Below are 25,973 nucleotides of genomic sequence, written 5' to 3'. Positions count from 1 at the left end.
TTTTGATTTTTTATTTTTTTAATGCGGATTCAAGAGCTGAGGGAGTTGAGTTTCAAACTATCTTATCTGCCTCTCGTTTATCCGACATTTTTTTTATGCGTCTTTCTGTCGCATCGGTCGTTTTCGTTTCGGGTGCTTGAAAAGGTAGGGATTAGGGAATGCAAGGTTTTTCGGGAAAAATACTACCCGCAGGGCTGGAGATTTTTTCCGAAAACAGGAGGCTTGACCTTGCATTCCCGTCCAATCCCGGAATTACCTTTGCGCCCAGAACGGAAATGACTGCCTGATGCGGCTCACTGAAAGACGCGAAAATGGAGGTAAACGGAAGTGGAGGCAGATTAGACAGGAAAACTTCAAAAGAGAAATCCGTGAAAAAGGGAAAACGCCAAAAAGGAAAAGGGACATAGCCGGAAGCGTGGAACCGGGTAAACCACCGGCAAGGAAGTATGATTTTATATGTCTGTCCGAGCGTGTCCGGTCTGACGGATAAAATCATTCTTCCCGGTTTGCCTGCCGTGCATGACGGCTTGTTCCATTTATGGATCGGGCGGTCAGACACGGCTTTCCGCTTACGGCTCAAAGGAACAGCGGAAAAAGAAATCATCTGCGAACCCGTAAAAGCACCTCTTTGGCATAAGCACAAAAGAAATGGGCCTTGCATCATCAGTCTAAACTGTTGTTTAGGCGTGAGGCAAAGCCCTTTTCGCCGCTTATGCGGCAGTCGGCATACGTCCGTTCAAAATCCTTTTGGGCGATGGTGTACCGACGGATAAAACCGCTTTTACGGAAAAACTTGTATGAGAAGAAAAAAATTAGGGAGATTCATTTCAAAATCTCCCGTTTTATTGTTACTTTTGCATACGAAGAGTTCTTTGAAGGTTACGCAATGCGCAGAAGGATGATGCAGTAGATAACTAACTAAATCGTAACCTATTACTATCATGAGCAATTAACCTACGCTCATTTCCAATAAATTACACTCTTTTCGTAACTTACTTCCACCATTTTCTCGCAGAAGCGTTTATACCACGCCTGTCGGTTGGCGGCAAATTCTCCGTCACCGGCTACCTTGAAATTATGGATACCCAGAAGTGAATTCCACCGGATGCCTACATAGATGCCCGGCTGGATACCATACTTACGGCAGGAGTTGACAAAGTCGCGGACAATGTCTCCTTTGCCGTCACGCCATTTTACAGCTTTCAGGCAGTATGGGTTTACGTCACTTTGCCACAATCCGAAGCCGGTTTCATGCGTGGCTGTGAGTACGGCGAATTTGCAGCCTGCGGCTTTGGCTGCCTGAATCCATTGGTCAGTATCCAGTTGGGTAGGATTAAATATATTATAATCTTCAATGGGGCTGATACGGTTATTGCCTTGTCCGTAGCGGATGCCGTCGAATACGTGGAGGTCATAATGAAATACGGCTCCCATTTCCGCTTCGTGCCATTTCAATTGATGCGGTTTGGGTACAATGATTTCCGGTTGTGCAACACTCAGTACACAGTTCATAAGGAAGAGAAGGAATGTATATAGTATCTTCATGGGTTATAAATAATTTAAAAATGGATCTTCTGTTTTTTGCAGCCATGTTTTTAATTGGCTTTTCAGTCGGTTTACCAGTTTGGGATGCTGCATAGCTATATTATTCATTTGATAAGGGTCTGATCTCCTGTCGAATAGAATAATCTTATCTACCTTTCCATCGGTTGCATGGATAGTAAACGTATGTGTGTCGGTGCGTAATCCCCGGTAGCCTGTTGCCGGATTGGATGACTGTATGTAATAATAGGGTTGGACAATGCGGTTGTTTTCTTTTCCGCAGAGGAGAACGGAAGCGAGGTTGAATGTTTGTACTTCTTCCGGTATTTGTTGCTGAAAGCCCATGATGGAAAGCAGGGTCGGATACAAGTCGGCAAAAGCTATCATGGTTGTTCGGTCGGTTTTCGGCTTTATTTTTTCCGGCCATGAGATAAGGACGGGAATTCGCATGGATTCCTCATAAAAGATATCTTTTCCGGCTTGTTCATGAGCCCCCATGCAGATGCCGTGGTCAGAAGTGAATACTACAATAGTATTTTTAAATAAACCCAAACGTTTCAATTCGTTGATTATCCGACCTATATTTTCATCGACTCCGGTCATGCAGGCATAGTAATTGCGGATATTGTTTCGGAAATAGTCACCCATTTCAGTGCCTTTGGCGGGAATGTCGGGACGGTTGGCACATAATGCCTCTACATTCAGGTTTTTATACATCTCCTTGTATCGGTCGGGCACCAACTCGTAACCGGTGTGTGGAGGGTTCATGGATACGACTAAGGCAAATGGCTGCGTTTTATCTATATGTCCGTTGAGGTACTCAATCGCTTTGTCGGCTTCATACTCCGGTCCCCATTGATTGACATAATAAAAACTGTCCCGGGGAGTGTCAGTGTCCCAGTACATGGGTTTTAAATGGTAGTCGTAAGTGCCATAAGCGGTCCAATAGTCAAAACCGTGCCGGCGTTCTTTTGGACACCATTCGTTCCAAGCAACTGCACCATGGTTGTTGTAAGTATCTATGTACGGTTCATAAGGAGCATCCAGATGCCATTTGCCGATATATCCTGTTTGGTATCCATTGGCTTTAAGTATATCACTCCAGCAGCGTGCATCTTGTGGAAGTTCTACTCCATAAGGAGCGTTGGCAGAATTGCAATTGCCTGTTACTTTGTTCTTATGCGGATACATGCCTGTCATCAACATGCCTCGTGCCGGTGAAGATACGGGATAGCTGCTGACAGCATTGGTGAAATTCACTCCTTCACGGGCCAGTTGGTCCAGGCAAGGTGTTTTGACAGGTTCTTTTCCGAGACAACCTAAAGCATCTCCTCTCCATTGATCTGCCATGATGAAGACCAGGTTAGGTTTTTCTTGAGCTTGAATCTGGAATACTGGACACAAAGGGAATGCCAGCAAGAATATATTAAGTCTTTTCTTCATAATCTGCAAAGGGTTAATAGAGGTTTCATCATTCCTGACTGATTGTGTTTTATTGTGTAATTGTCAAAAACTTAATTTAAAAAGCTCTTATTTTAAGCGTTGATAAATAGCATCAGCAAAACGTTCGCCTAATGTTAGAATGCCATATGTTCCTAAATGTACATCATCTTTAGGCGCTGGAGTTTGATAGTCATTAGATAGCATTTGTAAATCGTCTGCTGGAATTAATAATGTATTATTAACGGAGAACTCAGAGTTTGAGTTCTCGGAAACAGCAATTTGGGCTTTCCTTACCAGCTCACGTCCTGTAAAGCGGGCAGCGGCTATGGGCATGACAGTTCCATATACAAATAACATGTTTTCGCTATTAAATTCTTTTCGTATTTGTTCTATAAAATTCTTTAGGTTTGAACTATATTGGCGAGACTGTTCCATTCCGGCTATATCACGTGCATCTGCTTCTCCTTGTTGCCAAACCATAGCCCTAATAATAGGGTGATATCCTTGTTGTTTCAAACTGGTGATAGCATCTTTTACAGTCTTTATAAATTTTATGTATTCTTCGCCACGAATATTTTTCGGACGGTTTCCTGGATTCCATTGTTGATATAGATTGGAACCTGATAAAGCGTGCTTTATCAATGCAATTTGGCGCTTGGGATATAAAGACTGTAACTTTGTACCTAAACTTAATTCTATGCCGAATTTATTTTTTGTTTCAGAAGCTTGGCATAAAGGACTCCATTGCTCACTGCCTTCTCCTTTGTTGAGGAAACGAGAATAATAGATTCGGACTGTTGTGTCAATTTTAAAAGAGGCTGGGATGTTTCTAACATAAGCTTGTCCTGTCGCATTTGATTGCCCACCTATTAGGTAGACATCTATTTCTTTTGGCTGTGCTAAGATAGGTAAGATGATTCCTAAAGTAAACAAGAATAGTAATATTAATCTTTTCATAACATATTTTTTAACCTAAAATGTTTCGTAAAAATGGTAATAAGAGGAAAATAAAACAAGGTTATTACATCATAGCTTATTGCTAAACTAATTTGTTTTCGGAATAAAGATATTCATATAATGTGAATATGTTATGGGAAGGTAGGAAAACTTTTCGGAAACTTTCCTTTTCCTTCCCATAAATGCTTGTTATTGTTTTGAAAACTTATTCACCTTCAGGTAAAGTTCCATCATTTCTGCTCCATCCGGGATTCTGATAAATGGTAGAACTTTCATATTCGTTAGAACCCGGAACAGCGGTAGTCAGGCGGAATTGCTTGTTACTAATAGGATACAGATATTTGCTTGTATTCCAATTTAGTCCACTGAAACCAATATTAGCAGCATTTTTACGATAAGGTAATAAATATTTTCCTTCTGCATATGGGTCGGATTTTGCTGAAATATTGGCTGTCTTGTCTGTTACGCCATATTCTAAAAGTGTTATTTTGGCAATTGGGGTTGCAGCATCTTCGGCTTGAGGATTTGTGTACAGCTGATACATGCTATCCCAAAAATTAAATCCTTGCACATGCACATCTTTTACTTGATCCAAAGCACGCCAACGTTTTAAGTCTGCCATACGGAACCCTTCTGATACCAATTCGATACGTCGTTCACGACGGATATTGTACAGAGTTGTATTAATTTGTTGACCGGCAGAATAACTTCCCCAATCTTGCTTTTCTTTACTGATGTCTGTATTGTTTATGGTCTTTTGATAGTCTGTACTCATACCGGCACGTGTACGAAGAGCTTTCCAGTATTTATCGCAGTTGCCACCTAGATTTCCGTTTAATTCGTAATAAGCTTCTATATAATTCAGGTAGGCCTCTGCTGCACGGAAGATGGGACATCCTGTATAGGACTCTTTTGTTGATTGCATATCTCCGGATGTGTTCAATCCTTTGCGCAGACAATATCCGGTCGGATTACTATTTTCTTTTTGGGCCTCGAAAATTTCAGGGCGGTAAAAGTAGCCATATCCATCACTCTTCTTTATCCAAGTAGCGAAATTGGGATCGTCGGATAACAGATCTCCGGTTTTTAAAATCGTCTGTCCCATGCGTCCGTCTCTGTCGGTAAAGATATGTTCGTATGTATCGTCTCCTTGATAACTGGTACTGGCATAAATAGGTAGGCCGTCAGCCATCAGATAAGAATCTACCATGGAGCGCGTATAACCTGTGTTACCTCCGCCATTGCGTTGTAAATAGCTTACGACAAAGTGGAAAGAAGTGGCATCTGAGTTGACACTATATTTACGCCATAATAAAATTTCATCTATTCCGCTTAAATCAATAGAATTAAATAGTGCGGCATAATTGTTGTGCAAGCTATGTCCTTGAGCTACGATATCAGCTGCTTCTATTGCTTGCTGTAGGAAATATTTAATTTCAGCATCGATATCAAAGCTGAAATCTTTTAAATAATCCATTGAAGCACCAGGCCATCCGGGACCACCGGGAACAAATGCGCTTCCTTTATGATATTTTTCCCATGTTGCTTCAAATAGGGCTGTACGGCTTTTTACTAATGCAGCGCAGTCTTTGTTTAATCGGTTACTTACGGGAGCGTTGGGGAGCATATATTCATAGGCTTTATCTAAATCAGATAAGATAAAGCGTGCAACTTCATTCCGTGGACGCCGTTTGGAAGCTTCACGTATGGCATCGTAATCATCCGGTAATATTTCAGTCACTCAAGTTTCGCAAGTACTCAAATAATGTAATAAAAAAAGGCTAAAGAGTTTGATAATTCAATGATTATCACTATATTAATGTCGCCAAACAAACATATAGCACCCTTTAGCCATGAACAAAAATAGACATATTATCGGTGAACTCCAAGAGTTTTTTGCAAACAATGACTCCAGCAAGGCAATAAACAGCATATCAACCATTATGAACAGCATAAGGATACAAAGCAAAGTTATCGGGTCAGTTAAGAATCCGAATTGCAAATTCACCTGTCTTCAGGTGTTACAACTGCTTGTTCTGTTCCCGTTCTTTTCAATTAAGAATGCTGCCAACTATTCGTCTTCTGCCCTGGGTAAGATATTTGTCTGCCACAAAGATATGTTCTATCGTTTCATGAACGACGGCAACATCAATTGGCGACGTATAATCTACTCGGTTTTCAGGCAGTTGTATTCACGTGTGAAACGCAGAACGACATTGAAGTCGGACATCAGATGCGTCATCATCGATGATACAGACCTTCCGAAGACCGGATTCAAGACCGAGAAGATTGGCAAGGTATTCTCTCATACCCAAATGAAGCCTATACTTGGATTCAAGGCAATGTTCCTCTGCTTTACGGATGGTGTATCCCAGTTTCTCCTTGACTTTTCTCTCCATGGAGAGGAGGGAAAACGAAGCGATAAGCCACAGGGGTTATTCAAGAAACAGACGGAGGCTCGCTATTGTAAGGAACACTCAGGGGATGAGCGTATTGCCAGGCGTAGCGCTGAGTATTTTGCAAGTAAGATTGAGACGGCCATCAGCATGCTCAAGCGCTCAATCATAGAGGGTGTACGTTTCGATTATCTTCTTGTTGACAGTTGGTTTACCTGCTCTGAACTTTTGAAGTTCGTGGTCTCAAGGCACTTTGGATGCCACCTTATCGGAATGATAAAGATGGGCAAGACAAAGTATGAGACAGATCTTGGAAACAAGACAGCGCCTGAACTTATCAAGGCTCTCCAAAAATCCAAGAACGTAAAGTATAGCCGCTCAATCGGTTACTACACAGCAACTGTCTCTGCTAAAATCTCCAGCATTAAGGTCTGCCTGTTCTTCTACAGAAGAGGCAAGAACGGCAATTGGAATGCTCTGCTTACCTCGGATTTGAAACTTGATGCGAAAGAAGCCTTCAGACTTTACTCAAGAAGATGGGTTATCGAAGTGGCTCACAAAGAGATGAAGCAAAATCTTAAACTCGGAAAGAACCAGTGCAGAGACTTCGCCGGACAGATTGCAGGCATATCATTGTGCGTACTGCAATACAATATTCTCAGTTATGTCAAACGCTATGAGTCATACGAAACTATCGGAGGACTCTTTGCTGAAATTTCAAAGAACTCTGTTGAACTTTCAGTAGCAGAAAAAATCTGGCTGCTGATTGTAGAAGTTATAAACGTCATTGCCGAGGTACTTAACTGTGATGCAATGGTTCTGACTGAACAAGTAATATCAAACGATAAACAAATCAAAGCTGTGAAGCAGGCTTTCGACAGGCTGACACCAGCCGCCTGAGGAGCTACACTTTACTTGCGAAACTTAAGTCAGTCAGAATGGGGAAATCACCCAAATTCTGCAATGCTGTGAGATAAATATAGGCACGGAAGAAATATACTTCGCCAATATAGTGTCTGATATTGGCATCATTACCGGATATTTCTCCGTTTTCATAGCGTTCGGTTACAGTTTGGATAAAATAATTGGTCGCACGTATCTTACGGAAATATTTATGCCATAAGTCGTCATCGCCGACATGGTATTGTCCTTTTACGAAGAGTTTGCTTGGTGAGTCGGCAGTCTGATTGTCGGTTCCATTATCTTTTTGGAACAGACCTAAATTATAAGTAGCAGAACCATGGGATGGGAGAATATTGCCATATTCTCCATTATTTTCGTTTTCACTGTCATTGTAAAATTTAGCAGCGTAAGCAGCCAGGTCTGTTTCAGAATAAAGATAAACATTAGTGCTGACGGAAGTGATAGGTTCACAATCCAGATAGTCATTGCATGAAGTCGTAAGAGTACTTGCAGCGGCTATGAATGTATATAATAGAATCTTTTTCATATGTTTTGTTATTTAGAATGTTGCATTTAGTCCAAAAGATATAGTTGTTTGCAGTGGATAAGTTTTGCCGGAGTTTCCATCAGAATAATTTGAATAAGTTGTCTCTGGGTCAAAACCGCTAGGTAGACTGGTGATAGTCAATACATTCTCGGCACTGACATATACACGTAATTTCTGCATATGTAGTTTGTTGATGATTTGTGTCGGGAAAGTATACCCTAGTTGGATATTTTTTAAACGGGCATAGGCACCGTTTTGCAAGTAACGCGTTTGTACTTTTTGATTCATATCTTTGCTCATATACATTTTGGGAAAATAAGCATTGGTATTGGGACCAAATACAGAAGTTGTATTTTCTGGGCGATAATAATCCAAATGCTCTTTTAAGCCGGTTGATTGCCATTCTCCTCCTGAGATTCCCCAAAACATGGGACCATCCAGCCATAAATCGCGTTTTGCGACTCCTTGCCAGAACATACTAAAGTCGATACCTTTCCATTCAACTCCTAAATCTAAGCCAAATCTGAAACGTGGGGTGGAGTTACCAATAATTTTGCGGTCTCCCGGATCGTCTACTGTATTAGCTCCTTCGTTGATTACTTTATCTCCATTAAGGTCTTCGAACATAATATCACCTTCTCCCCAGCCTGAGCCCCATGAAGGGTTGTTATCTTTTGTCCATTCGTCCATTTCCGATTGGCTTTTAGCTATTCCATGAGTTACATATCCCCAAATGGCTCCTAATTCCTGATCTTTATAATAGGTGCTGAGTGATTTGGATTTGTTGGGATACTTGTCGACAAATGAGCGGGAATCTGCCATGTTGAAGCCTATATTATAATTAACTTGTCCTATTCTGTCACGCCAACTGGCGGCTACTTCCCATCCTTTGGTGCGTAAGTCTGTGTTATTGCTTGCCGGCATACCGATGCCATAGATAGAAGCAACTTCAGAAGCCGGACCGACCATATCCAATGTCTTACGGATAAAATAATCGAAATTTACGTTAAGTCGATTTCTGAACATTCCTAAATCAAAACCAATATTTAAGGATTGTACTGTTTCCCAAGTCAATGAACTGCTAATTGTTCCGGGCATACCGGCAACTGTTGGTTTAGAGTCTCCCATTAGCCAGCTTCCTCCATTGGTCTTGACTGTTTGCAATAAATACATGGGATAATAAGAATTCGTATTTTGATTACCTAGTGTACCCCAGGATACACGAGGCTTTAATTGGTTGATAATATTTTCATCTACCGGGAAAAAATCTTCGGCCGCCATATTCCAGCCTAAAGAAAACGAACCGAACAGTCCCCAACGGTCTTTTCGGAGGAAACGAGAAGAACCGTCATAGCGCAAGTTACCGGCAATAAAATATTTATTAGAGTAATCATAGTTAATACGTCCAAAGAACCCCGTTGTAGCCCAAGTGTAAGCACTGGCTTCATTTATTTTATCTTCGCCTGTTGCAGTGCCGATTTCGGGTACTGATTCGGTAATGAGATCCATACGTTTCACAGAAAGATAACGGTTGTTGTATTTTTCTGTATTGACTCCTGCCATTACTTTGAATTGATGTTCATCGAATGAAAAAGAATAATCACTATATAAGCTGGTTGTTAAATGATTGGCTTTAGTCCAATATTGCATGGCTCCGGTTTGTCCTACTGCATATTCTCCACCATATGCCAGCTCTAATGCTTCTCCGGCTACATTGTGTTCGTATACTTTATTCAGATTCTGTCTTTGTACTTGGTCAATCAAGCGTAACCCTACGTTTGCATATATATTCCAGTTTTTCAAAGGATGAAAAACAAGTTGTCCTTGCAGATAAACGTTATTATTACTGGTAATGGAACGGCTTCCATTCGTAAGTTGTCCCAATTTTCCGTTGCGCATATAGTGACCGTTAGGATCTTTAAACGGCATTGTAGGCCATAGGCGTGCCACATCATGATAGAATAAGCCATTCATGTCGCTGTAAAGAGGGTTGTCTAATTTGGTATAAACATATTTAGTATTGACTTCTATATCCAACCATTTAAAAGGCTGTGCATTAAATTTTGCATTGGTTGAAATACGTTCATAGGAATCATTTCCGTAACGCAGGTTGCCGTCTTGATCCAGATAGTTGGCTGATACATAATATTGGCTTTTATCACTGCCTCCGTTGATATTCAGGTTATGCTCTTGAGACCATGCCCATTTGTAGTGGGTTTTGTACCAGTTTACATTGTCATTGGCTTTTTCATGGAATTGCCAGTTACCATTTGCATTGGCAATAGTGCTGGTTGTAATTTCACCATTCATGTATTGCTGGATACGTTCCATGGTATCTTCATCAAAAATAGCTTTTCCTCCTCCGTTAATACTACCTTCGTTAAAATAATTAGCGAATTGATAGGAATTCATTAAATCCGGCAAATGGTTAGGACCGGCATAACGGGCATTTCCGGAATAAGAGATACTGGCTTTTCCTGCTTTACCTTTTTTAGTAGTAATCAAAATCACGCCGAATGCTGCGCGTGAACCATAAATAGAACTGGCGGCTGCATCTTTTAATACGGAGATAGACTCTACATCATCCGGATTCAGATTGTTCATATTGCCTTCTATACCGTCAATTAAAACTAACGTAGCAGCTTTAGAACCTGTAGAGATCGTACCTGTTCCACGAATGTTTACGTTCATTGTTTGTCCTAATTGTCCTCCTAATCCTCCAACAGATAAATTTAAACCGGGAACAGTACCTTGTAATGATTGGCCTAAGTTACTGACGGGGCGGGAATCTAGTACTTTAGTATCTACTGTAGCTACAGCGTCTGTCAGATTAGCTTTTCTTTGTGTACCAAAACCGACTACGACAACCTCATCCAACGTTTGTGTGTCTTCAGACATTTGGATGTTATACGAAGATTGGTTTTCATTGACTTTAATTTCTTGTGTGATGTATCCGATGAAAGAGATAACCAACACATTTTCTTTTGAAACTTGTAATGTGAAATTTCCATCAAGGTCTGTCACCGTTCCATTGGTTGTCCCTTTGACAATGACACTGGCACCGATAATAGGCTCTTTGAGCTTTTTATCCGTGACTACACCGGTGATGCTGAATTGCTGTGCGTACAGGAATGTACAGCTACAAAGCAATATCAAAAATAGAATTGAGATTTTTTTCATGCTTCTCTATTTTTTAATTAGACATTAGGTTAATACATTGCAAATGTATGTTAATCAGTGAAGTGGCTTAATACACGTTCATTTCATTCAGCATGCATGTTTAATGCATCTCTATATTTTTTCGTGAATCTTTGTTGCTATCTCTTTTTTATTTTATTCCTTTGCTATAGGTAATGAATTAAATATGAACCTTAAAATCTTATCACTGGTTATAATTGGAGTATGTATATTACTGCCGGATGTGTGTTATGCTTTTTTAGAAAAAGACGTGCATCTGCTCAATATGCAAAACGGATTGGCCGACAATACCGTATCTGCTGTTTATAAGGATAAAGAAGGTTTCGTTTGGTTTGGAACCCGAAACGGATTGAGTCGTTATGACGGCAGGCAGATTACGAATTTTGAACAAAGTAATAGTTATCCTAGTATCTCAAACTTAAAGGAGGTTTTTGACGGGGTGCTGGCATTTGTGGATAATGGTGTCTTTTCTGCATTTGATTTGAAAAAAGAGCGGTTTTTGTCTGTGGTTTCTTCCTCGGAAAAGAGGATTCCATCTTGGGGGATGTTGCAGAAGAACGATTCGTTGGTTTGGGTGATTTCCGGGAGTGAGCTGCATTTAATGAAGCGGTGCGCATCAAAAGAGGGTGAGCTTCGACTTCGGATTCAAGAAAAATATACAGGCTGGGATAATCAGGATAATCTTTTGGTTGCCATCACTTATTCTTCGGATAAAAAAAGTATCTGCCTGATTGATGAAAAAGGTAGAATTATCTTGTTGGATGCGACAAACCTGAATTCCTTTCGGGTGATTGACTTGGGGCGTACCGGTAGTCTGTCTGTAAATTCTGTTTTGTATGATGATGGTCGGATATGGATTTCTACAATTGCTCATGGGGTTATTTATTATAATGAACGAACCGGGAAAATTAAGCAGTTGACTTATCATGTGGCTCCGGTATCCGACAGACTTTCTCATACAGATGTTTTCAGCGTTATCAAATTAAATGAGAATAAATATCTGGCCGTAACGTGGAATGGATATACGGTGATGACAATAGATAAAAATAATCAGGACGAGATATTGACGGAAGTTTATAGTAACACTTCTTCTTTGATGTACCGCAATCTTGAAACGAGGATGATTGCGGCTTATTACGATTCACATGGTATTCTGTGGATAGGTACGGATGGTGGAGGAGTTATCTGGTCGGATTTGCGTATGCAGTTTTATAATTGTTTTTATCAGGACAGGCATAATGAGATTTGTTCTATTGTAGCGGATGACGATCATTATCTTTGGTTGGCAACATACCATAAAGGAATTATGCGGAGCCGGACAGCGTTTGATACTTCGGAAAAAATAGACTTCTTTCAAGTGGGAGATCAAGATGTGAAAAAACGACAGACAGTGTTGTGCAGTCTGAAAGATGAGAAAGGAAATTTATGGTTTGGAAATTTAGATGGTTCATTGACCTGTTATTGTAAAAAAGAACGCTCATTCAAGATATTGCGATTGATCACGGAAGATGGTGGCCTTAACAAATCATCTGTCTGGGCCCTATTTCTTGATAGCAAAGGTCGTTTTTGGATTGGTACACATAAAGGACTTTGGTTATTCGACCGTGAAACGAACAGGGGTAAGAAGATACATTTTAAAGTATCCGGATTACAGAACTTGTCTCCTCTTTATATTCGTGCTATGGCTGAAACCGATGATCATACGCTTTGGCTGGGCACTGCGAATTATGGTATATGTAAAGTGATAAATGAAAATGAATTGCAGACCGGCTATGAAAAGAAGTACGGTATGGCTGAGAATTCCGTTCGTTCATTATTAGCTTCGTCCAATGGCAATCTGTATGTCGGATACATGACCGGTCTGGCAGTTTTCTCTCCCGGACAGGATGCGATAACTCATGTATATACTACCCGGGATGGATTGTGCAGTAACTTTATTGGTTGCATGACTGAGGATGCGGACGGGCAAATCTGGTTGGGCTCTAATTCGGGTATTTCCCGTTATAGCCGTCATCAGCATTTGTTTTATAATTATTACATTGCGGGCAGTAACCGTTCTGTCCTGCATTGGGAGGATGTCCTGTTTTGGGGAAATAATAAAAATCTTACTTATTTTAACCCCGATGACATTAAAGCGTTTACTACTTCCGAATCTGTCGTGATTACCGGATTGGAGGTAAATAATAAACCTGTAGAGATAGGAAGAGAGGTCAATGGGCAGACCATTCTTTCACAAAGTATTTTCTATACGCCTTTTGTCCGGTTGAATCATGCGAATCGTGACTTTGCGCTGACGTTCAATAACCTTTCTTATTCTGAAAGCCAGCAGAAGTATAGTTACAGGCTTCGTCCTTATCAGTCTGATTGGCTTGTGACTAACGGAGGGGAAAAAGTTTCGTATGCTAATCTCCCTGTCGGGGAGTATGTTTTTGAGGTGAAAAATATTTATCCGGATGAAAGAGACAGTAAAATAACCTCGTTGAGAGTAGAGATTTTGCCTCATTGGAGTGAAACTTTCTTTTTCCGCTTCTGTATGATGGTGCTGGGAGGGATAATAATTTATATGGTTATGCAGCGTATTAAATTACGGCAAAAGAGGTTGGAGCACGAGTTGCGCTTGGAACATGAGATATTTGCTGCTACTGTAGAGCGTGACAAGGAGAAGCAGATTCGGATGGAACGCGAGAATTTCTTTACGAATGCAGCTCACGAGTTGCGTACACCTTTAACTTTAATCTTATCTCCCCTGCAGGAGTTGTTAGGAACCGTCCGCCCTTCAGACACCGTCTATACTAAACTGGCTGCCATGTATCGCAATGGAACCTCTTTGCAGACATTGGTCGATCATTTGCTTTATGTGCAGAAGATTGAAGCAGGTATGATTAAACTCCGGATTTCGAAAGTCGATATAGTGGTATTGGCAAGGCAGATAACCGATTCTTTTCATGAACTGGCAGAAACAGAAGGGATTAACTTTACGGTTGAATCGCTGAATGAGCCACTTTTGCTATGGATAGACGTGGAAAAAATAAGTTCGGCTATCCGTAATTTATTATCTAATGCGTTTAAGTATACATCTCCGAATGGAAAGGTGATTTTTAAGATGAACCGTATCGAGATAGATGGATATTCATTTTGCAGTATAATCATATCGGATACAGGTAAAGGAATACCGGAAGAGTTACGGGGGAGGATCTTTGAATCATTTATTACCGGAGAAAATATACCTTTGTTTTCTAATAAGGTAGGCATAGGCTTGCGTATTGTTAAAAATACGATGGATCTTCATCATGGCACGGTGACTTTGGACAGTACTCTCGGAAAGGGTAGCACTTTCACATTATTGATTCCTGAGGGAAATGCACATTTTGCAGAGGACCGGTATGAGATTGTTGGTGCTCCGGAGATGGAAGAATATGCTCTTCCGTTACCGGTAATGCAGGCGGAAGGGCAGGAAGACAAGCCTTCGAATAAAAAAACATCTCTTCTTGTTATTGAGGACAATGAAGAAATCCGGCACTATGTCTGTTCTTTATTCTGTAAAGATTATGCTGTATATGAGGCGGCAAACGGTGAAGAGGGGGTTGATGTGGCAATGAGTAAAATTCCGGATTTGATTATTTCTGATATAATGATGCCTGTAAAAGATGGGTTTACCTGTTGCCGGGAATTGCGTGAGCAGCCTCGGACAGCACATATCCCTATTTTGATGCTGACGGCAAAGGCTGAGGATGCGGATGTGTTGCAGGCTTCAAAAATAGGTGTGGATGATTATATGATGAAACCCTTCAATCCGGAGGTATTGAAGGCAAAAGTCCGGAACCTGATACTCCAGCGGGAACGCCTGAAGAGGATATATACAAAGACGTTGATGTTGAGGCAGCAGGAAAGTGAACCGGAAACGGATGGGAATAATGCTCCGGATGATTTTATACAGCAAATTATTCACGTCATAGAAGCTAATCTGGCGAATGAGAACTTTAATGTAAAAATGTTGGCGGAGCAATTGAATATGAGTCAGCCTACCCTTTATAGAAAAATAAAGCAACGTAGCGAGCTGGCTGCTATTGATATGATTCGGAGTGTACGGATGAGCAAGGCTGCCTCTCTAATTATGGAGAACAGATATTCCATTCAAGAAATAGCCGAAATGGTAGGTTATAGCGACACCCGCACACTCCGAAAACATTTCACTGAGCAATTCGGAGTGTCGCCATCCAAGTATATTGATAAGCCTGAAATACAAGGGAGTTAGCCGAAACAGATTCCCATTCGTTTTCCTTGGACAATCAGGTCATGGTTTTCGTCTACCAGTTTTAATTTGCCGGCTACCTCATTCAAAGAAACAGAGCCTATCTGAGCTCCTTGCAAGGAAACCATTCGTCCGAATTGTCCGGAAGCAATCAGTTCTGTGGCATGTCCTCCCATTCGGGTGGCAAGGTTACGGTCGTATGGAGTGGGGGAGCCGCCACGTTGGATATATCCCAGTACAGTTTCACGGGTCTCAAATCCGGTTTCATATTCTATTTCTTCGGCTATGTATTCGGCAGCTTTTTTGCCGTTGATGGTTTGGATACCTTCTGCCACAACGACGATGGAGTAGGGTTTTCCTTTTTTCAGTCTTTCGATAATGGTGTTGCCGATGTTGTGGATATTATAGGGTAGTTCCGGGATGAGAATAACATCACCGCCGCCTGCCATGCCTGAGTAAAGGGCAATCCATCCGGCTTTATGTCCCATCACTTCAATAACCATGACACGCTGGTGCGAACTGGCAGTCGAATGCAAACGGTCGATGGCATCGGTTGCAATCGTTACGGCAGAATCGAACCCGAAAGAAACATCGGTTCCCCATACATCGTTGTCGATGGTTTTAGGAACAGATACCACATTGACACCCGCTTGTGCTAATTTGGCAGCGGTTTTTTGCGTACCATTTCCACCGATACAGACAATGCAGTCCAGTCCCAGTTCATGGATATTCTTCAACATTAATGCCGGTTTGTCTTCGGAAGCGGCAGACAGACGCTTTTTAAATGGTTTTTCACGTGAAGTTCCAAGAATGGTTCCTCCTAAATTAAGCAAACCCGATAACGATTTTTCTGTCAAAGGTTCTATATCGTTGTCCAGTAAGCCTCGAAATCCGCTTCGGATTCCAAATACTTCCATGCCGTAGTGATTTATGGCTGTTTTACAAACTCCTCTGATAGTGGCGTTTATTCCGGGACAGTCTCCTCCTGATGTCAAAATTCCTATCTTCATAGCCTCTGATGTTAAGTTGTAAGCGTGCGTAAAGATAAGAAAAAATAAAAGTAATGCAGAAATCTATAAAAAAAATAATGTTATAAGGCTTATTAATACAGAAAAGGTTAATTTTGCAGGATATAACGAATTGTATATTAACGGAAATGAATTCGACCAAACTAATTAGTACACTATTCAAACCCAGACAGGCAGCTACAGCATTGTATGCCACTCAAGCGGAAGCTATTCAGGCAAAGGTCTTTAAACGTCTTATCAAAGACGCTGCCAATACGGAATGGGGATTGGAGTATAGCTATAAAGACATAAAGAGTTATCAGGATTATCAACGTGTTCCTTTGCAGACTTATGAGGAAATAAAACCATACGTGGAGCGCATGCGCCGGGGAGAAAAAAATGTGTTGTGGCCGGGTGAAGTTATTTGGTTTGCAAAGTCTTCGGGTACGACAAATGATAAGAGCAAGTTTATTCCTGTCAGCAAGGAAGGATTGCACGATATCCATTATGCCGGCGGTATGGATGCCGTCGCGCTTTATTTGCAGCAAAATCCCGATAGCCGTTTTTTTTCGGGAAAAGGGCTGATTTTGGGAGGTAGTCATGCTTCCAATTATAATCTGAAGCGGAGTTTGGTGGGTGACTTGTCTGCCATTCTGATTGAGAATGTCAATCCATTGGTCAACCTTATTCGTGTGCCCGAAAAGAAAATCGCATTGTTGAGTGACTTTGAGGAAAAGGTGGAAAAGATTGCGCGTAGCACAATGAACAAGAATGTGACCAATCTGTCGGGAGTGCCTTCGTGGATGTTGGCTGTTGTCAGACATATCATGGAAATCAAGGGCACAGATAATCTGGCGGAGGTATGGCCTAATCTGGAAGTGTTCTTTCATGGAGGAGTGGCATTTACCCCTTATCGCGAACAATACAAGCAGATTATCCGCAGTGATAAAATGCACTACATGGAGACTTACAATGCCAGTGAAGGTTTCTTTGGATTGCAAAATGATTTCGACGACCCTGCCATGATGCTGATGATTGACTACGGGGTATTCTATGAATTCATTCCGATGGAAGAGATAGAAAACGAAAATCCTCATATCATTCCTTTGGCAGACGTGGAGCTGAACAAGAACTATGCAATGGTTATCAGTACGTCTTGCGGTTTGTGGCGTTATATGATTGGCGATACGGTGAAGTTCACGAGCAAGTATCCTTATAAGTTTGTCATCACGGGCCGCACCAAGCATTTCATTAATGCTTTTGGTGAAGAACTGATGGTGGACAATGCCGAACAGGGACTGGCAAAGGCGTGTGCCGCTACCGGAGCACAAATCACAGACTACTCCGCTGCTCCTGTTTTTATGGATGCCAATGCCAAATGCCGTCATCAGTGGTTGATAGAATTTGCAGTCAAGCCGGACTCTTTAGAGAAATTTAGCAAGGTACTCGATACCTCTTTACAAGAAATTAACTCTGATTACGAAGCAAAACGACATAAAAACCTTACCTTGCAGCCGTTGGAAATTATTGTGGCCCGTCCTAACCTGTTTCATGATTGGTTGAAAGAGAAAGGTAAGCTGGGAGGACAACACAAAGTACCTAGGCTGAGCAATACACGTGAATATATAGAAGAAATGCTAAGCTTGAACAAGTAAAGAAATGAATTGGAATAGACATAAATTACCTGCTTTGCTGATGTTGATGATTGTGGTGTACTCATGCGCCAGCATGGGAAACCCCGATGGTGGTCCATATGATGAAGAACCGCCAAAGTTTGTCCGGAGTACTCCTAAACCATTTGCCATCAATAGTAAAGAGAAAAAAGTAACTATTGAATTTGATGAATTTATCAAGCTGGAAAAGGCTGCGGAGAAAGTGGTTGTATCTCCTCCCCAGTTGGAACAGCCTGAAATCAAAGCCAGTGGGAGGAAAGTAGTGGTAGGACTGGTGGATTCGTTAAGACCGAATACTACTTATACTATTGACTTCGCGGATGCTATTGTTGACAACAACGAGGGTAATCCACTAGGTAATTATGCCTTTACCTTTTCCACCGGTACGACTATTGATACAATGGAAGTATCGGGGACAGTGCTCAGTGCTTCAGACTTGGAGCCGGTGAAGAATATTCAGGTAGGTCTGCACTCTGACTTGAGTGACAGTGCTTTTATGAAGAAACCATTCGACCGGGTATCCCGTACCGACAGTCGCGGACACTTTTCCATTCGCGGTATTGCACCCGGCAAATATCGTATCTATGCCTTAATGGATGGTAATCAGAACTACTTATTCGATTCCAAGACCGAGATGATTGCTTTCAGCGATTCCATTATTATACCTGCCATGGAGGATGCCATGCGTCAGGATACGATTTGGAAGGACTCACTGACCATCGATACCATCAAAAGTGTGGGTTATACCCGTTTCCTGCCGGATGATATTATCCTGAGAGCGTTTAAGGAAGAGAATGACCGTCAATACCTTACTCGCAGTGAACGTGACAAAGAGAATCATTTTGTTCTTACTTTCAGTGCGCGGGCGGATACGCTTCCCACACTGAAAGGATTGAATTTTGACGAACGGGATGCTTTTATCATCGAGAAGACCGACCGCAACGACTCTATCTGCTATTGGATTAAAGACTCGTTGATATATCAGATGGACACGCTCGAAATTCAGATGGATTACTTGGCAACGGATACGTTGGACCGTCTTGTTCCGCAGACCGATACGCTTTTTCTGGCAAATAAGTTGACTCGTGCGGAGCGGGAGAAGCTGGAGGCGAAAGCAGCCGAAGAGAAGGAAAAGGAACGCAAAAAGAAAGAAAAGAAAGGAGAAAAGATTGAACCGGAGCCTACCAAGTTCCTTACGTTGAATGTGGATGCTCCTTCTGCTTTCGACCTTGATAGAAATGTATATCTGTCGTTCGATGAGCCTGTGGCGAGCATTGATACGGCAGCCATTCACATGGAAATAAAGAAAGACAGCCTGTGGGAAGAAATTCCGTTTCTGTTTGTCTCGGATTCAGTGTTGCCTCGCAAGTATGAGATATTGGCGGAGTGGGAGCCCGAAAAGGAATATCAGTTGTCGATAGACTCGATGGCCTTTAAGGGAGTGTATGGCCTGCATACCAACAAGGTGAAACAGACCATGAAGGTGAAGAAACTGAATGAATACGGAACCATCTTGCTGAATATTACCGGAGCCGATTCGACAGCAGTGGTAGAGTTACTGGACGGAAGTGGAAAGGTGTTGCGCCAACAACGGATAACTCCTCAGAATACGGCGGATTTCTATTATCTCAATCCCGGTACGAAATTCTATATCCGTCTGTTCAACGACCGGAATGGCAACGGTGTCTGGGACACCGGAAAGTATTCGGAGCACTTACAGCCTGAAGAAGTCTATTATTTCCCGAAAGTATGGGAGATGAAGGCAAACTTTGACTTTGAGGAGAATTGGAATATCAATGCGGTTCCGGTTGAAAAGCAGAAATTGGATGAAATAAAGAAGCAGAAGCCGGAAGAGACGAAGAAGATACAGGACAGAAACAAAGAAAGAGCTAGAAAACTAGGCCGATGAAAAAGATTATATTCATACTATTGTGTTCTTGGTTCACTATATGTGCCGCGGGAGCGCAGTGTGCTGCAAAGAATGAAGCCATACAAGCGGGCGAACTGTTGACTTATGACCTTAAGTTCAACTGGAAATTCATCTGGAAAGATGCCGGTGTTGCCCGAATGGATATGCAGGCAGTGACTTATCAGGGTAAGCCTTGTTTCCGCACTAATTTGGTGGCTGCCACAAATGGTATGGTCGATTTCTTTTTCAAGATGCGTGATACGCTGACTTGCATCACGACCAATCGGTTGGAGCCTCTTTATTTCCGTAAAGGGGCGGAGGAAGGTGACCGTTATACGGTGGACGAAGTATGGTTCAGCTATAAAGATGATAAATGTATTGCCAATCAGCGCAGGATGCGTCGGGGGCGTGATACGGTGAGGGCGCGTGACGAAAGCGAAGGATGTATGTTTGATATGTTGAGCATTCTGATGCAGGCACGCTCTTTCGATGTCGATGATTACACGGTGGGGCAGAAGATTATTTTCCCGATGGCCACCGGCACTAAGATAGAAGACCAGACGTTGATTTATCGTGGAAAGAAAGTATTTAAGGCAGAAGGCGGAGTGAAATATCGTTGCCTTGTCTTTTCGTTGGTGGAATATAAAAAGGGAAAAGAGAAAGAGGTGATTACCTTTTATATCACAGATGATAAAAACCATTTACCCGTGCGTCTGGACCTTTATCTGAACTTTGGCTCTGCCAAGGCATTCTTGAAAGAGATAAAAGGAAACAGGCATCCGTTGACATCGATTGTCGAGAAGAAGTAGGGGCGAGGTTTGCTCGCCCGAAAAGAGTTTGCTTTGTGTATTCGGGCAATCCCTGTCACTACGGGTATTGGAAATGCCTGTAGTCTTAGTCATCAAAGAGTTTGGCTTTTCTGGAAACCAGTCTCAATGTAATTTTCCCTTCATTGATTATCCTTAAGATATCCTCTCCTCCTTTATTAACCTTACATAGAGAAATTTTCGGTCCCATGATTTTATCAATGCGCACTTCTCCTACTTTATCTTCCATATAATTACCGTCAATCATACCATCTTCCATTACATCAAACCGTTGACCTTCCTTTATGGGATCATCATATCCCAGGTTGATATAAACCGTTTTGGCTTTTTTCCCATTATCACCGGCAAGTTTCAAGATACTGCCATAAACCTTAAAATAATTCTCTATAAAATTTCTCATTTCATATGACATGCCCAACAGTGAATGTTCCAGTGCTGCAAACTGACTTGCATCTTTGCCCGAAGACGAACCGGTTTCTTCGTAAATCCTTGTACCGATAGTGGTTCCGTCACTGGTACGAATCAAGTCCAACTGTAGTTTAAACTTCTCTTTAAAACTGTTCTCGCGGCTGTGGTAACGAGGATGTGAACTTCCGTCGTCAGTAGCTTCGCGTGACACTATATTCCCGCGTAGCAGATAGTCTGCCCGAAAACGGCGTGCATCTTCCAATGGGCTCAAATTAAGGTTGGCACCTACGGAAACAGCATCAATGATATTCACACGATTTGTTTGTTGTATACCGTCCAATACAACATTCCGAATGGTGCTGAGAACTTTATTGGGAATTTTGATCTCGCTATTGAAATCATCGATATAAATCGTGTATTTCTGTGCGGATACCCCTAAGGATATCAGTAATGACAGGCAAATTAACAGGACTTTGTTTTTCATTACGTCATGGATTTGTAGGGTTTGTAATGCAGTTGTATGACGAAATTAAAAATATTGTTGCTTATTTGCAAACGAATAGGGTTAAAATTACCCATCAAGGGAGTTATTTTTGAGATAAGATGATTGAGTGACTGATATAATGTTTATCTTGTATCTGTAAAAGCATAGTGGAGCAGATGGGAGTAAAGGCGTAGATTCTAAAAAGGGAGAGAGGGCTTGTTTCTGGATTGTTATCCCCAAGGGTCAAGAGAAATAATGGCATTGTGATTACCTGACTGAAAATATGAGTATAAATAAATTCTTAAAAATGATTTATGATTAGACGAATAGTATTATCTATCTTTTGTTGTTTATTGGCCTATCCTTTTTTAGTTGCCCGGCAGAGGGATTGGTCGCTTCCTACCCCCGAAGCAGACTTGCCGGTGGCCTTAATTCCTTATCCGAAAGAGATTGTGAGACTGAAAGGTGATTTGGCCTTTTCTTCTTTGAGAATTGACGAACTTTCTATGGCAAGTCTTCGGGATAAAGAACGTATTGTGGCTGAGTTTGGAGATGTTCGTCGTTTTTGGCAAATGGATGCAGGCTCGCGCGGTAAACAACCTTTAGTGACATTTCGTCAGATAAACTCCCCTTTGTCGAGTGCGGAAAGTAAAGAAGGTTATACTTTAATTGTATCTGAGAAAGGAGTGGAAATCTCTGCAGGGGAGTTTTCCGGTTTTTTCAATGCGCTACAGACTGTCCGTCAGCTGATACGTAAAGATAATAAAAAGTATAGTATGCCTTATTGCCGGATAAAAGACGCGCCGGCATTTCCGGTCAGAGGATTAATGTTGGATGTGGGGCGGAATTATATGTCTGTCCCGTTTCTCAAGTCTGTGGTACGGAGGTTGTCGCATTATAAAATAAATGTTCTGCATCTGCATCTGAGTGATGATCCGGGGTGGCGGGTGGAGGTTAAAAAATATCCGGAACTGACGGTGGAAACCTCTTTCTGGCCTACCAGACAACCCGGGAAGTTCTATACACAAGAGGATATAAAATCAATATGCGATTTTTGTGATTCGTTGAATATTCGTGTGATTCCCGAAATTGATATGCCGGGACATAGTGCGGCTTTCCGGAAAGCTATCGGTAAAGATATGCAGACGCCCGAAGGCATGCAAGTGTTGAAAGAAGCTTTGGATGAAATAATTCCATTATTCAAAGATTCTCTTTTTCACATTGGGTCGGATGAAGTTCATTTTAAAATGAAAGAGTTTATGCCTGAAATGATTCGATATGTACGCAGCAAAGGAAAGCAGGTTGTTGTCTGGTATCCGGGCTATGCACCTGACAGTAATGCTGCTCGTATGTGTTGGGGAGAGTATGAAGCGGGCTATTCGCTCGATAAGTCGGCGCCGTATATCGATTGCAATGGCTTTTATATGGATTGGATGGATTCGCAAGGAGGAGTTTTGCAGACATTTTTTCAGTACCCGTGTGAAGTTCCGCAAGCTGGGGGTAAGGCTTTAGGAAGTGAGATGTGTGTATGGACAGATGGGGTAATCAGCTCTGATGAACGTATTCTTCTGCAATATCCTTTTTATCCTACCATGTTGACTTTCTCCGAACGTATTTGGAGGGGAAGCCGTGAAAAAAGGCGTGATTTAGTGGCTAATCTTCCGGCAAAAGGTACAAAAGCATGGGAAGCCTTTAATGAATTCGAAGATAGGCTTATTTATCATCGTGACCGGTATTTTAAATCAATACCGTTTGCCTATGTTAAACAGTCGGAAATGAAATGGAGGCTTATCGGACCTTTCAATCATCATGGGATAAATGATACTTCTTTTGAACCCGAAAAGGTGATTAAGGAGAAGTATATCGTTCGGAAAGATACGCTCACCTGGAATGATACGGTAGCTTATGGGGGCGAGATTCAAATCAGAACCCTTTACGCAATGTTTAACATGCATAGGAACCAATATCGATTGGATTTTCTGCCGACTGTAATGTCTTCATCGGTAGGTAAGAAAGACGGAACTTGTTATGCGCTTACGCGTATCAAAAGTCCGAAAAACCAGGAGGTTTATTTAATGTTCGGGTTGAACGGAATGTGGGGGCACTCGGGAGGTTATCGTTCGGCGCGTGCACCGGAACATGGCAGTTGGGATTTTAGCGGAGGAGATGTATGGCTGAATGGAATACGTGTGTTGCCACCCTCTCGCTGGCCTTTTGAGAGTCTCCCATGGACAGGATGGGGGAAAGGGCGTATTGAAGTTCCTTTGACGGAAGAAGGATATTTTTTCCGTCCTCCTGTGAAAATCAAGTTGCGCAAAGGAGTTAACGAAATATTGGTTCGTACGGTCTTCGGGCATTGGAAAGGCGATAACGGACAGCGTAAATGGCAGTTTTGTTGTATGCCTGTGTTGTGGGATGGTTGCCATTATACGGAAGTGAAAGGGCTGGAATATCTTGACTGTGAGATTCCGGCTCGATGAGTCGATACTTATGGGAATAGCGGAAATATAAGTAATTCAAATTGCGTAAGCATATTGCATGGGGATGTATCAAAACGTTGATAATGCTGTTGTTTTGCTAGTAGGGGCAGGGTTTGCCTGCCCCTACAGTTGAGGGTTTGACAGGCTATTTTAGTTTTGATACACCCCCATATAGATATAAACTTTACTTGTTCAGTTTCCAGGTAAATCCGTCTTTTGTATCTTTTACTTCAAAGCCCAAAGCGGCCAGCTCGTCGCGAATCTTGTCGCTGGTAGCCCAGTCTTTGTTGGCTTTTGCCTGCATGCGTTGTTCCAGCAACATGTCTACCACTTTGCCGTAAGCCTCTTCGCGTGCTTCGTTGTTGGCAGTTTCTTCTTTCAGACCGAGAATTTCGTACATGAAAAGAGGGAATAAGCTTTTCAGTTCTTCCAAGTCTTCTTCCGAAATAGTCGCTTTCTTGTCGAGAACCGTATTAATCATTCGTGCACCGTCAAACAGATGAGCGATGACAATCGGTGAGTTGAGGTCATCATTCATCGCTTCATAGCATTTGGCACGAAGTTCTTTTATACCGTCTATACCGGTAGTCTGTTTACCCGGAGTGATGCGTTCCAACCCTTTTACGGCTTCTTGCAGACGTTGCAATCCCTTTTCGGCAGCTTGCAGGGCTTCGTTGCTGAAGTCCACCGTGCTGCGATAGTGTGCCTGAAGGATGAAGAAACGGATGGTCATCGGACTATATGCCTGTGTCAGCAACTTGTGTGAGCCTTCAAAGAACTCGCTCAGGTTAATAAAGTTGCCATAACTCTTGCCCATCTTCTGTCCATTGATGGTAATCATGTTATTGTGCATCCAGTAGTGAACCATATCGTCTCCCTGCGAAGCCACACTCTGTGCAATTTCACATTCGTGGTGTGGGAAAATCAAGTCCATGCCTCCACCGTGAATGTCGAAATGTTCACCCAGGTATTTCTTGCCCATAGCAGTGCATTCGCAGTGCCATCCGGGGAAACCGTTGCTCCATGGGCTTGGCCAGCGCATGATATGTTCCGGTTGAGCTGCTTTCCACAGAGCGAAGTCGGCAGGATTATGCTTTTCGCTTTGTCCGTCCAGTTCGCGGGTGGTATTCAGCACATCGTCCAGGTTACGTCCCGATAGTTTGCCGTAATGATGATCCTTGTTGTATTTTGCTACATCAAAATACACGGAACCTTCACTTTCGTAAGCATATCCGTTTTTCATGATTTCTTCCACCAGGCGGATTTGCTCGATGATATGTCCCGAAGCATGCGGCTCGATGCTGGGCGGAAGTACATTGAGGGCTTCCATTGCTTTGTGGTAACGGTTCAGGTAATATTGTACCACTTCCATCGGTTCCAATTGTTCAAGACGTGCTTTTTTTGCAATCTTGTCTTCACCTTCATCGGCATCATGTTCCAAATGACCTACATCGGTGATATTTCTCACATAGCGCACTTTGTATCCCAGATGGGTGAGATAACGGAACAAGATATCGAAGGTGATGGCCGGACGGGCATGTCCCAGATGGGCATCGCCGTATACCGTAGGGCCACACACATACATGCCTACATGAGGCGCGTGAAGCGGAACAAAAAGTTCCTTTCTGCGACTTAATGTATTGTAAATGGTTAGTTTATTTTCCATAATTCATCCAATTAGAAATGCAAAGGTATAAATTTAATGTGTGGAATAGGCAAACAATTAACAAAAAAAACGGATTTGGCATTACAATATGAGAGGATACTGCATGAACAGTTTGCTATGCAGGTTTCTTTTCGGCATGATTGGTCAACTTTTTTAATTAGAGTTGGGGTTGTGTCAAAACGTGGATAATGCTGTCGTTTCGTTCGTAGGAGTGAGGTTTGCTCGCCCGAAAACGGTTTGCTTTGTGTCTTCGGGCAGGCAACCCCTGCCTCTACAGCTGA

Annotated in this window: 14 protein-coding genes and 2 pseudogenes; 6 read left to right on the top strand and 10 right to left on the bottom strand. The window is 42.1% G+C overall.

All coding sequences use genetic code 11. The features are described from left to right. Positions 1–151: 151 nt before the first annotated feature. The 5 genes and pseudogenes from HMPREF1534_RS20500 to HMPREF1534_RS02655 form a co-directional block, all read right to left on the bottom strand. Positions 152–604 (bottom strand): hypothetical protein, encoded by a 453-nt coding sequence (locus HMPREF1534_RS20500; protein ID WP_015532445.1) that lies wholly within the window; start codon positions 602–604, stop codon positions 152–154. Positions 605–996: 392 nt separating this feature from the next. After that, positions 997–1,545 (bottom strand): annotated as a pseudogene (locus HMPREF1534_RS02640) (alpha-L-fucosidase); the annotation flags it as partial. A 3-nt stretch (positions 1,546–1,548) separates the two neighbouring features. Beyond that, a complete protein-coding gene (locus HMPREF1534_RS02645) occupies positions 1,549–2,985 on the bottom strand; it encodes a sulfatase-like hydrolase/transferase (protein ID WP_005944094.1) in 1,437 nt (478 codons plus the stop codon). Between the two features lie 87 nt (positions 2,986–3,072). Continuing rightward, a complete protein-coding gene (locus tag HMPREF1534_RS02650; RefSeq protein WP_005944092.1) occupies positions 3,073–3,942 on the bottom strand; it encodes a sialate O-acetylesterase in 870 nt (289 codons plus the stop codon). A 205-nt stretch (positions 3,943–4,147) separates the two neighbouring features. Continuing rightward, a pseudogene (locus HMPREF1534_RS02655) lies at positions 4,148–5,683 on the bottom strand (RagB/SusD family nutrient uptake outer membrane protein); the annotation flags it as partial. A 112-nt stretch (positions 5,684–5,795) separates the two neighbouring features. Between HMPREF1534_RS02655 and HMPREF1534_RS02660 the strand changes: the two are divergent. After that, positions 5,796–7,238: an IS4 family transposase gene (locus tag HMPREF1534_RS02660; protein ID WP_005936442.1), complete on the top strand. Its 1,443-nt coding sequence runs from the start codon at positions 5,796–5,798 to the stop codon at positions 7,236–7,238. Between the two features lie 4 nt (positions 7,239–7,242). On the opposite strand, the gene HMPREF1534_RS02665 is transcribed toward HMPREF1534_RS02660, so the two are convergent. Continuing rightward, positions 7,243–7,788, bottom strand: a complete 546-nt coding sequence (locus HMPREF1534_RS02665) for a RagB/SusD family nutrient uptake outer membrane protein (protein WP_005944088.1) — start codon at positions 7,786–7,788, stop codon at positions 7,243–7,245. A 12-nt stretch (positions 7,789–7,800) separates the two neighbouring features. Continuing rightward, on the bottom strand, positions 7,801–10,968 hold the full coding sequence (locus tag HMPREF1534_RS02670; protein WP_005944085.1) for a SusC/RagA family TonB-linked outer membrane protein: 3,168 nt from the start codon (positions 10,966–10,968) through the stop codon (positions 7,801–7,803). A 184-nt stretch (positions 10,969–11,152) separates the two neighbouring features. On the opposite strand from HMPREF1534_RS02670, the gene HMPREF1534_RS02675 reads away from it, so the two are divergent. Then, a complete protein-coding gene (locus HMPREF1534_RS02675; RefSeq protein WP_005944083.1) occupies positions 11,153–15,241 on the top strand; it encodes a hybrid sensor histidine kinase/response regulator transcription factor in 4,089 nt (1,362 codons plus the stop codon). On the opposite strand, the gene HMPREF1534_RS02680 is transcribed toward HMPREF1534_RS02675, so the two are convergent. Further along, positions 15,238–16,248, bottom strand: coding sequence for an ATP-dependent 6-phosphofructokinase (locus HMPREF1534_RS02680; RefSeq protein WP_005944081.1), 1,011 nt, complete (start codon positions 16,246–16,248; stop codon positions 15,238–15,240). The genes HMPREF1534_RS02675 and HMPREF1534_RS02680 overlap by 4 nt on opposite strands. Positions 16,249–16,394: 146 nt before the next feature. Between HMPREF1534_RS02680 and HMPREF1534_RS02685 the strand changes: the two genes are divergently transcribed. From HMPREF1534_RS02685 to HMPREF1534_RS02695, 3 genes are read left to right on the top strand one after another with little or no spacing between them, the layout of a single operon-like run. Then, positions 16,395–17,900, top strand: coding sequence for a GH3 auxin-responsive promoter family protein (locus HMPREF1534_RS02685; protein WP_005944078.1), 1,506 nt, complete (start codon positions 16,395–16,397; stop codon positions 17,898–17,900). A gap of 4 nt (positions 17,901–17,904) precedes the next feature. Beyond that, complete coding sequence (locus HMPREF1534_RS02690; protein WP_025066773.1) at positions 17,905–19,827, top strand: Ig-like domain-containing protein; 1,923 nt, start codon at positions 17,905–17,907, stop codon at positions 19,825–19,827. Next, positions 19,824–20,636 (top strand): DUF3108 domain-containing protein, encoded by an 813-nt coding sequence (locus HMPREF1534_RS02695; protein WP_005944074.1) that lies wholly within the window; start codon positions 19,824–19,826, stop codon positions 20,634–20,636. Before HMPREF1534_RS02690 ends, HMPREF1534_RS02695 begins: the two co-directional genes overlap by 4 nt. Positions 20,637–20,721: 85 nt before the next feature. On the opposite strand, the gene HMPREF1534_RS02700 is transcribed toward HMPREF1534_RS02695, so the two are convergent. Continuing rightward, a complete protein-coding gene (locus HMPREF1534_RS02700; RefSeq protein WP_005944072.1) occupies positions 20,722–21,546 on the bottom strand; it encodes a hypothetical protein in 825 nt (274 codons plus the stop codon). A 314-nt stretch (positions 21,547–21,860) separates the two neighbouring features. On the opposite strand from HMPREF1534_RS02700, the gene HMPREF1534_RS02705 reads away from it, so the two are divergent. Then, positions 21,861–24,026, top strand: a complete 2,166-nt coding sequence (locus HMPREF1534_RS02705; RefSeq protein WP_005944068.1) for a family 20 glycosylhydrolase — start codon at positions 21,861–21,863, stop codon at positions 24,024–24,026. 184 nt (positions 24,027–24,210) lie between these two features. Here the strand turns inward: HMPREF1534_RS02705 and cysS are convergent, their stop codons facing one another. After that, positions 24,211–25,692, bottom strand: coding sequence for a cysteine--tRNA ligase (gene cysS / locus HMPREF1534_RS02710; protein ID WP_005944066.1), 1,482 nt, complete (start codon positions 25,690–25,692; stop codon positions 24,211–24,213). Between the last annotated feature and the right edge of the window lie 281 nt (positions 25,693–25,973).

The sequence above is a fragment of the Phocaeicola massiliensis B84634 = Timone 84634 = DSM 17679 = JCM 13223 genome (assembly GCF_000382445.1).
In the GTDB taxonomy this organism is placed as follows: Bacteria; Bacteroidota; Bacteroidia; order Bacteroidales; family Bacteroidaceae; genus Phocaeicola; species Phocaeicola massiliensis.
This window is presented reverse-complemented; position numbering and strand designations above follow the sequence as displayed.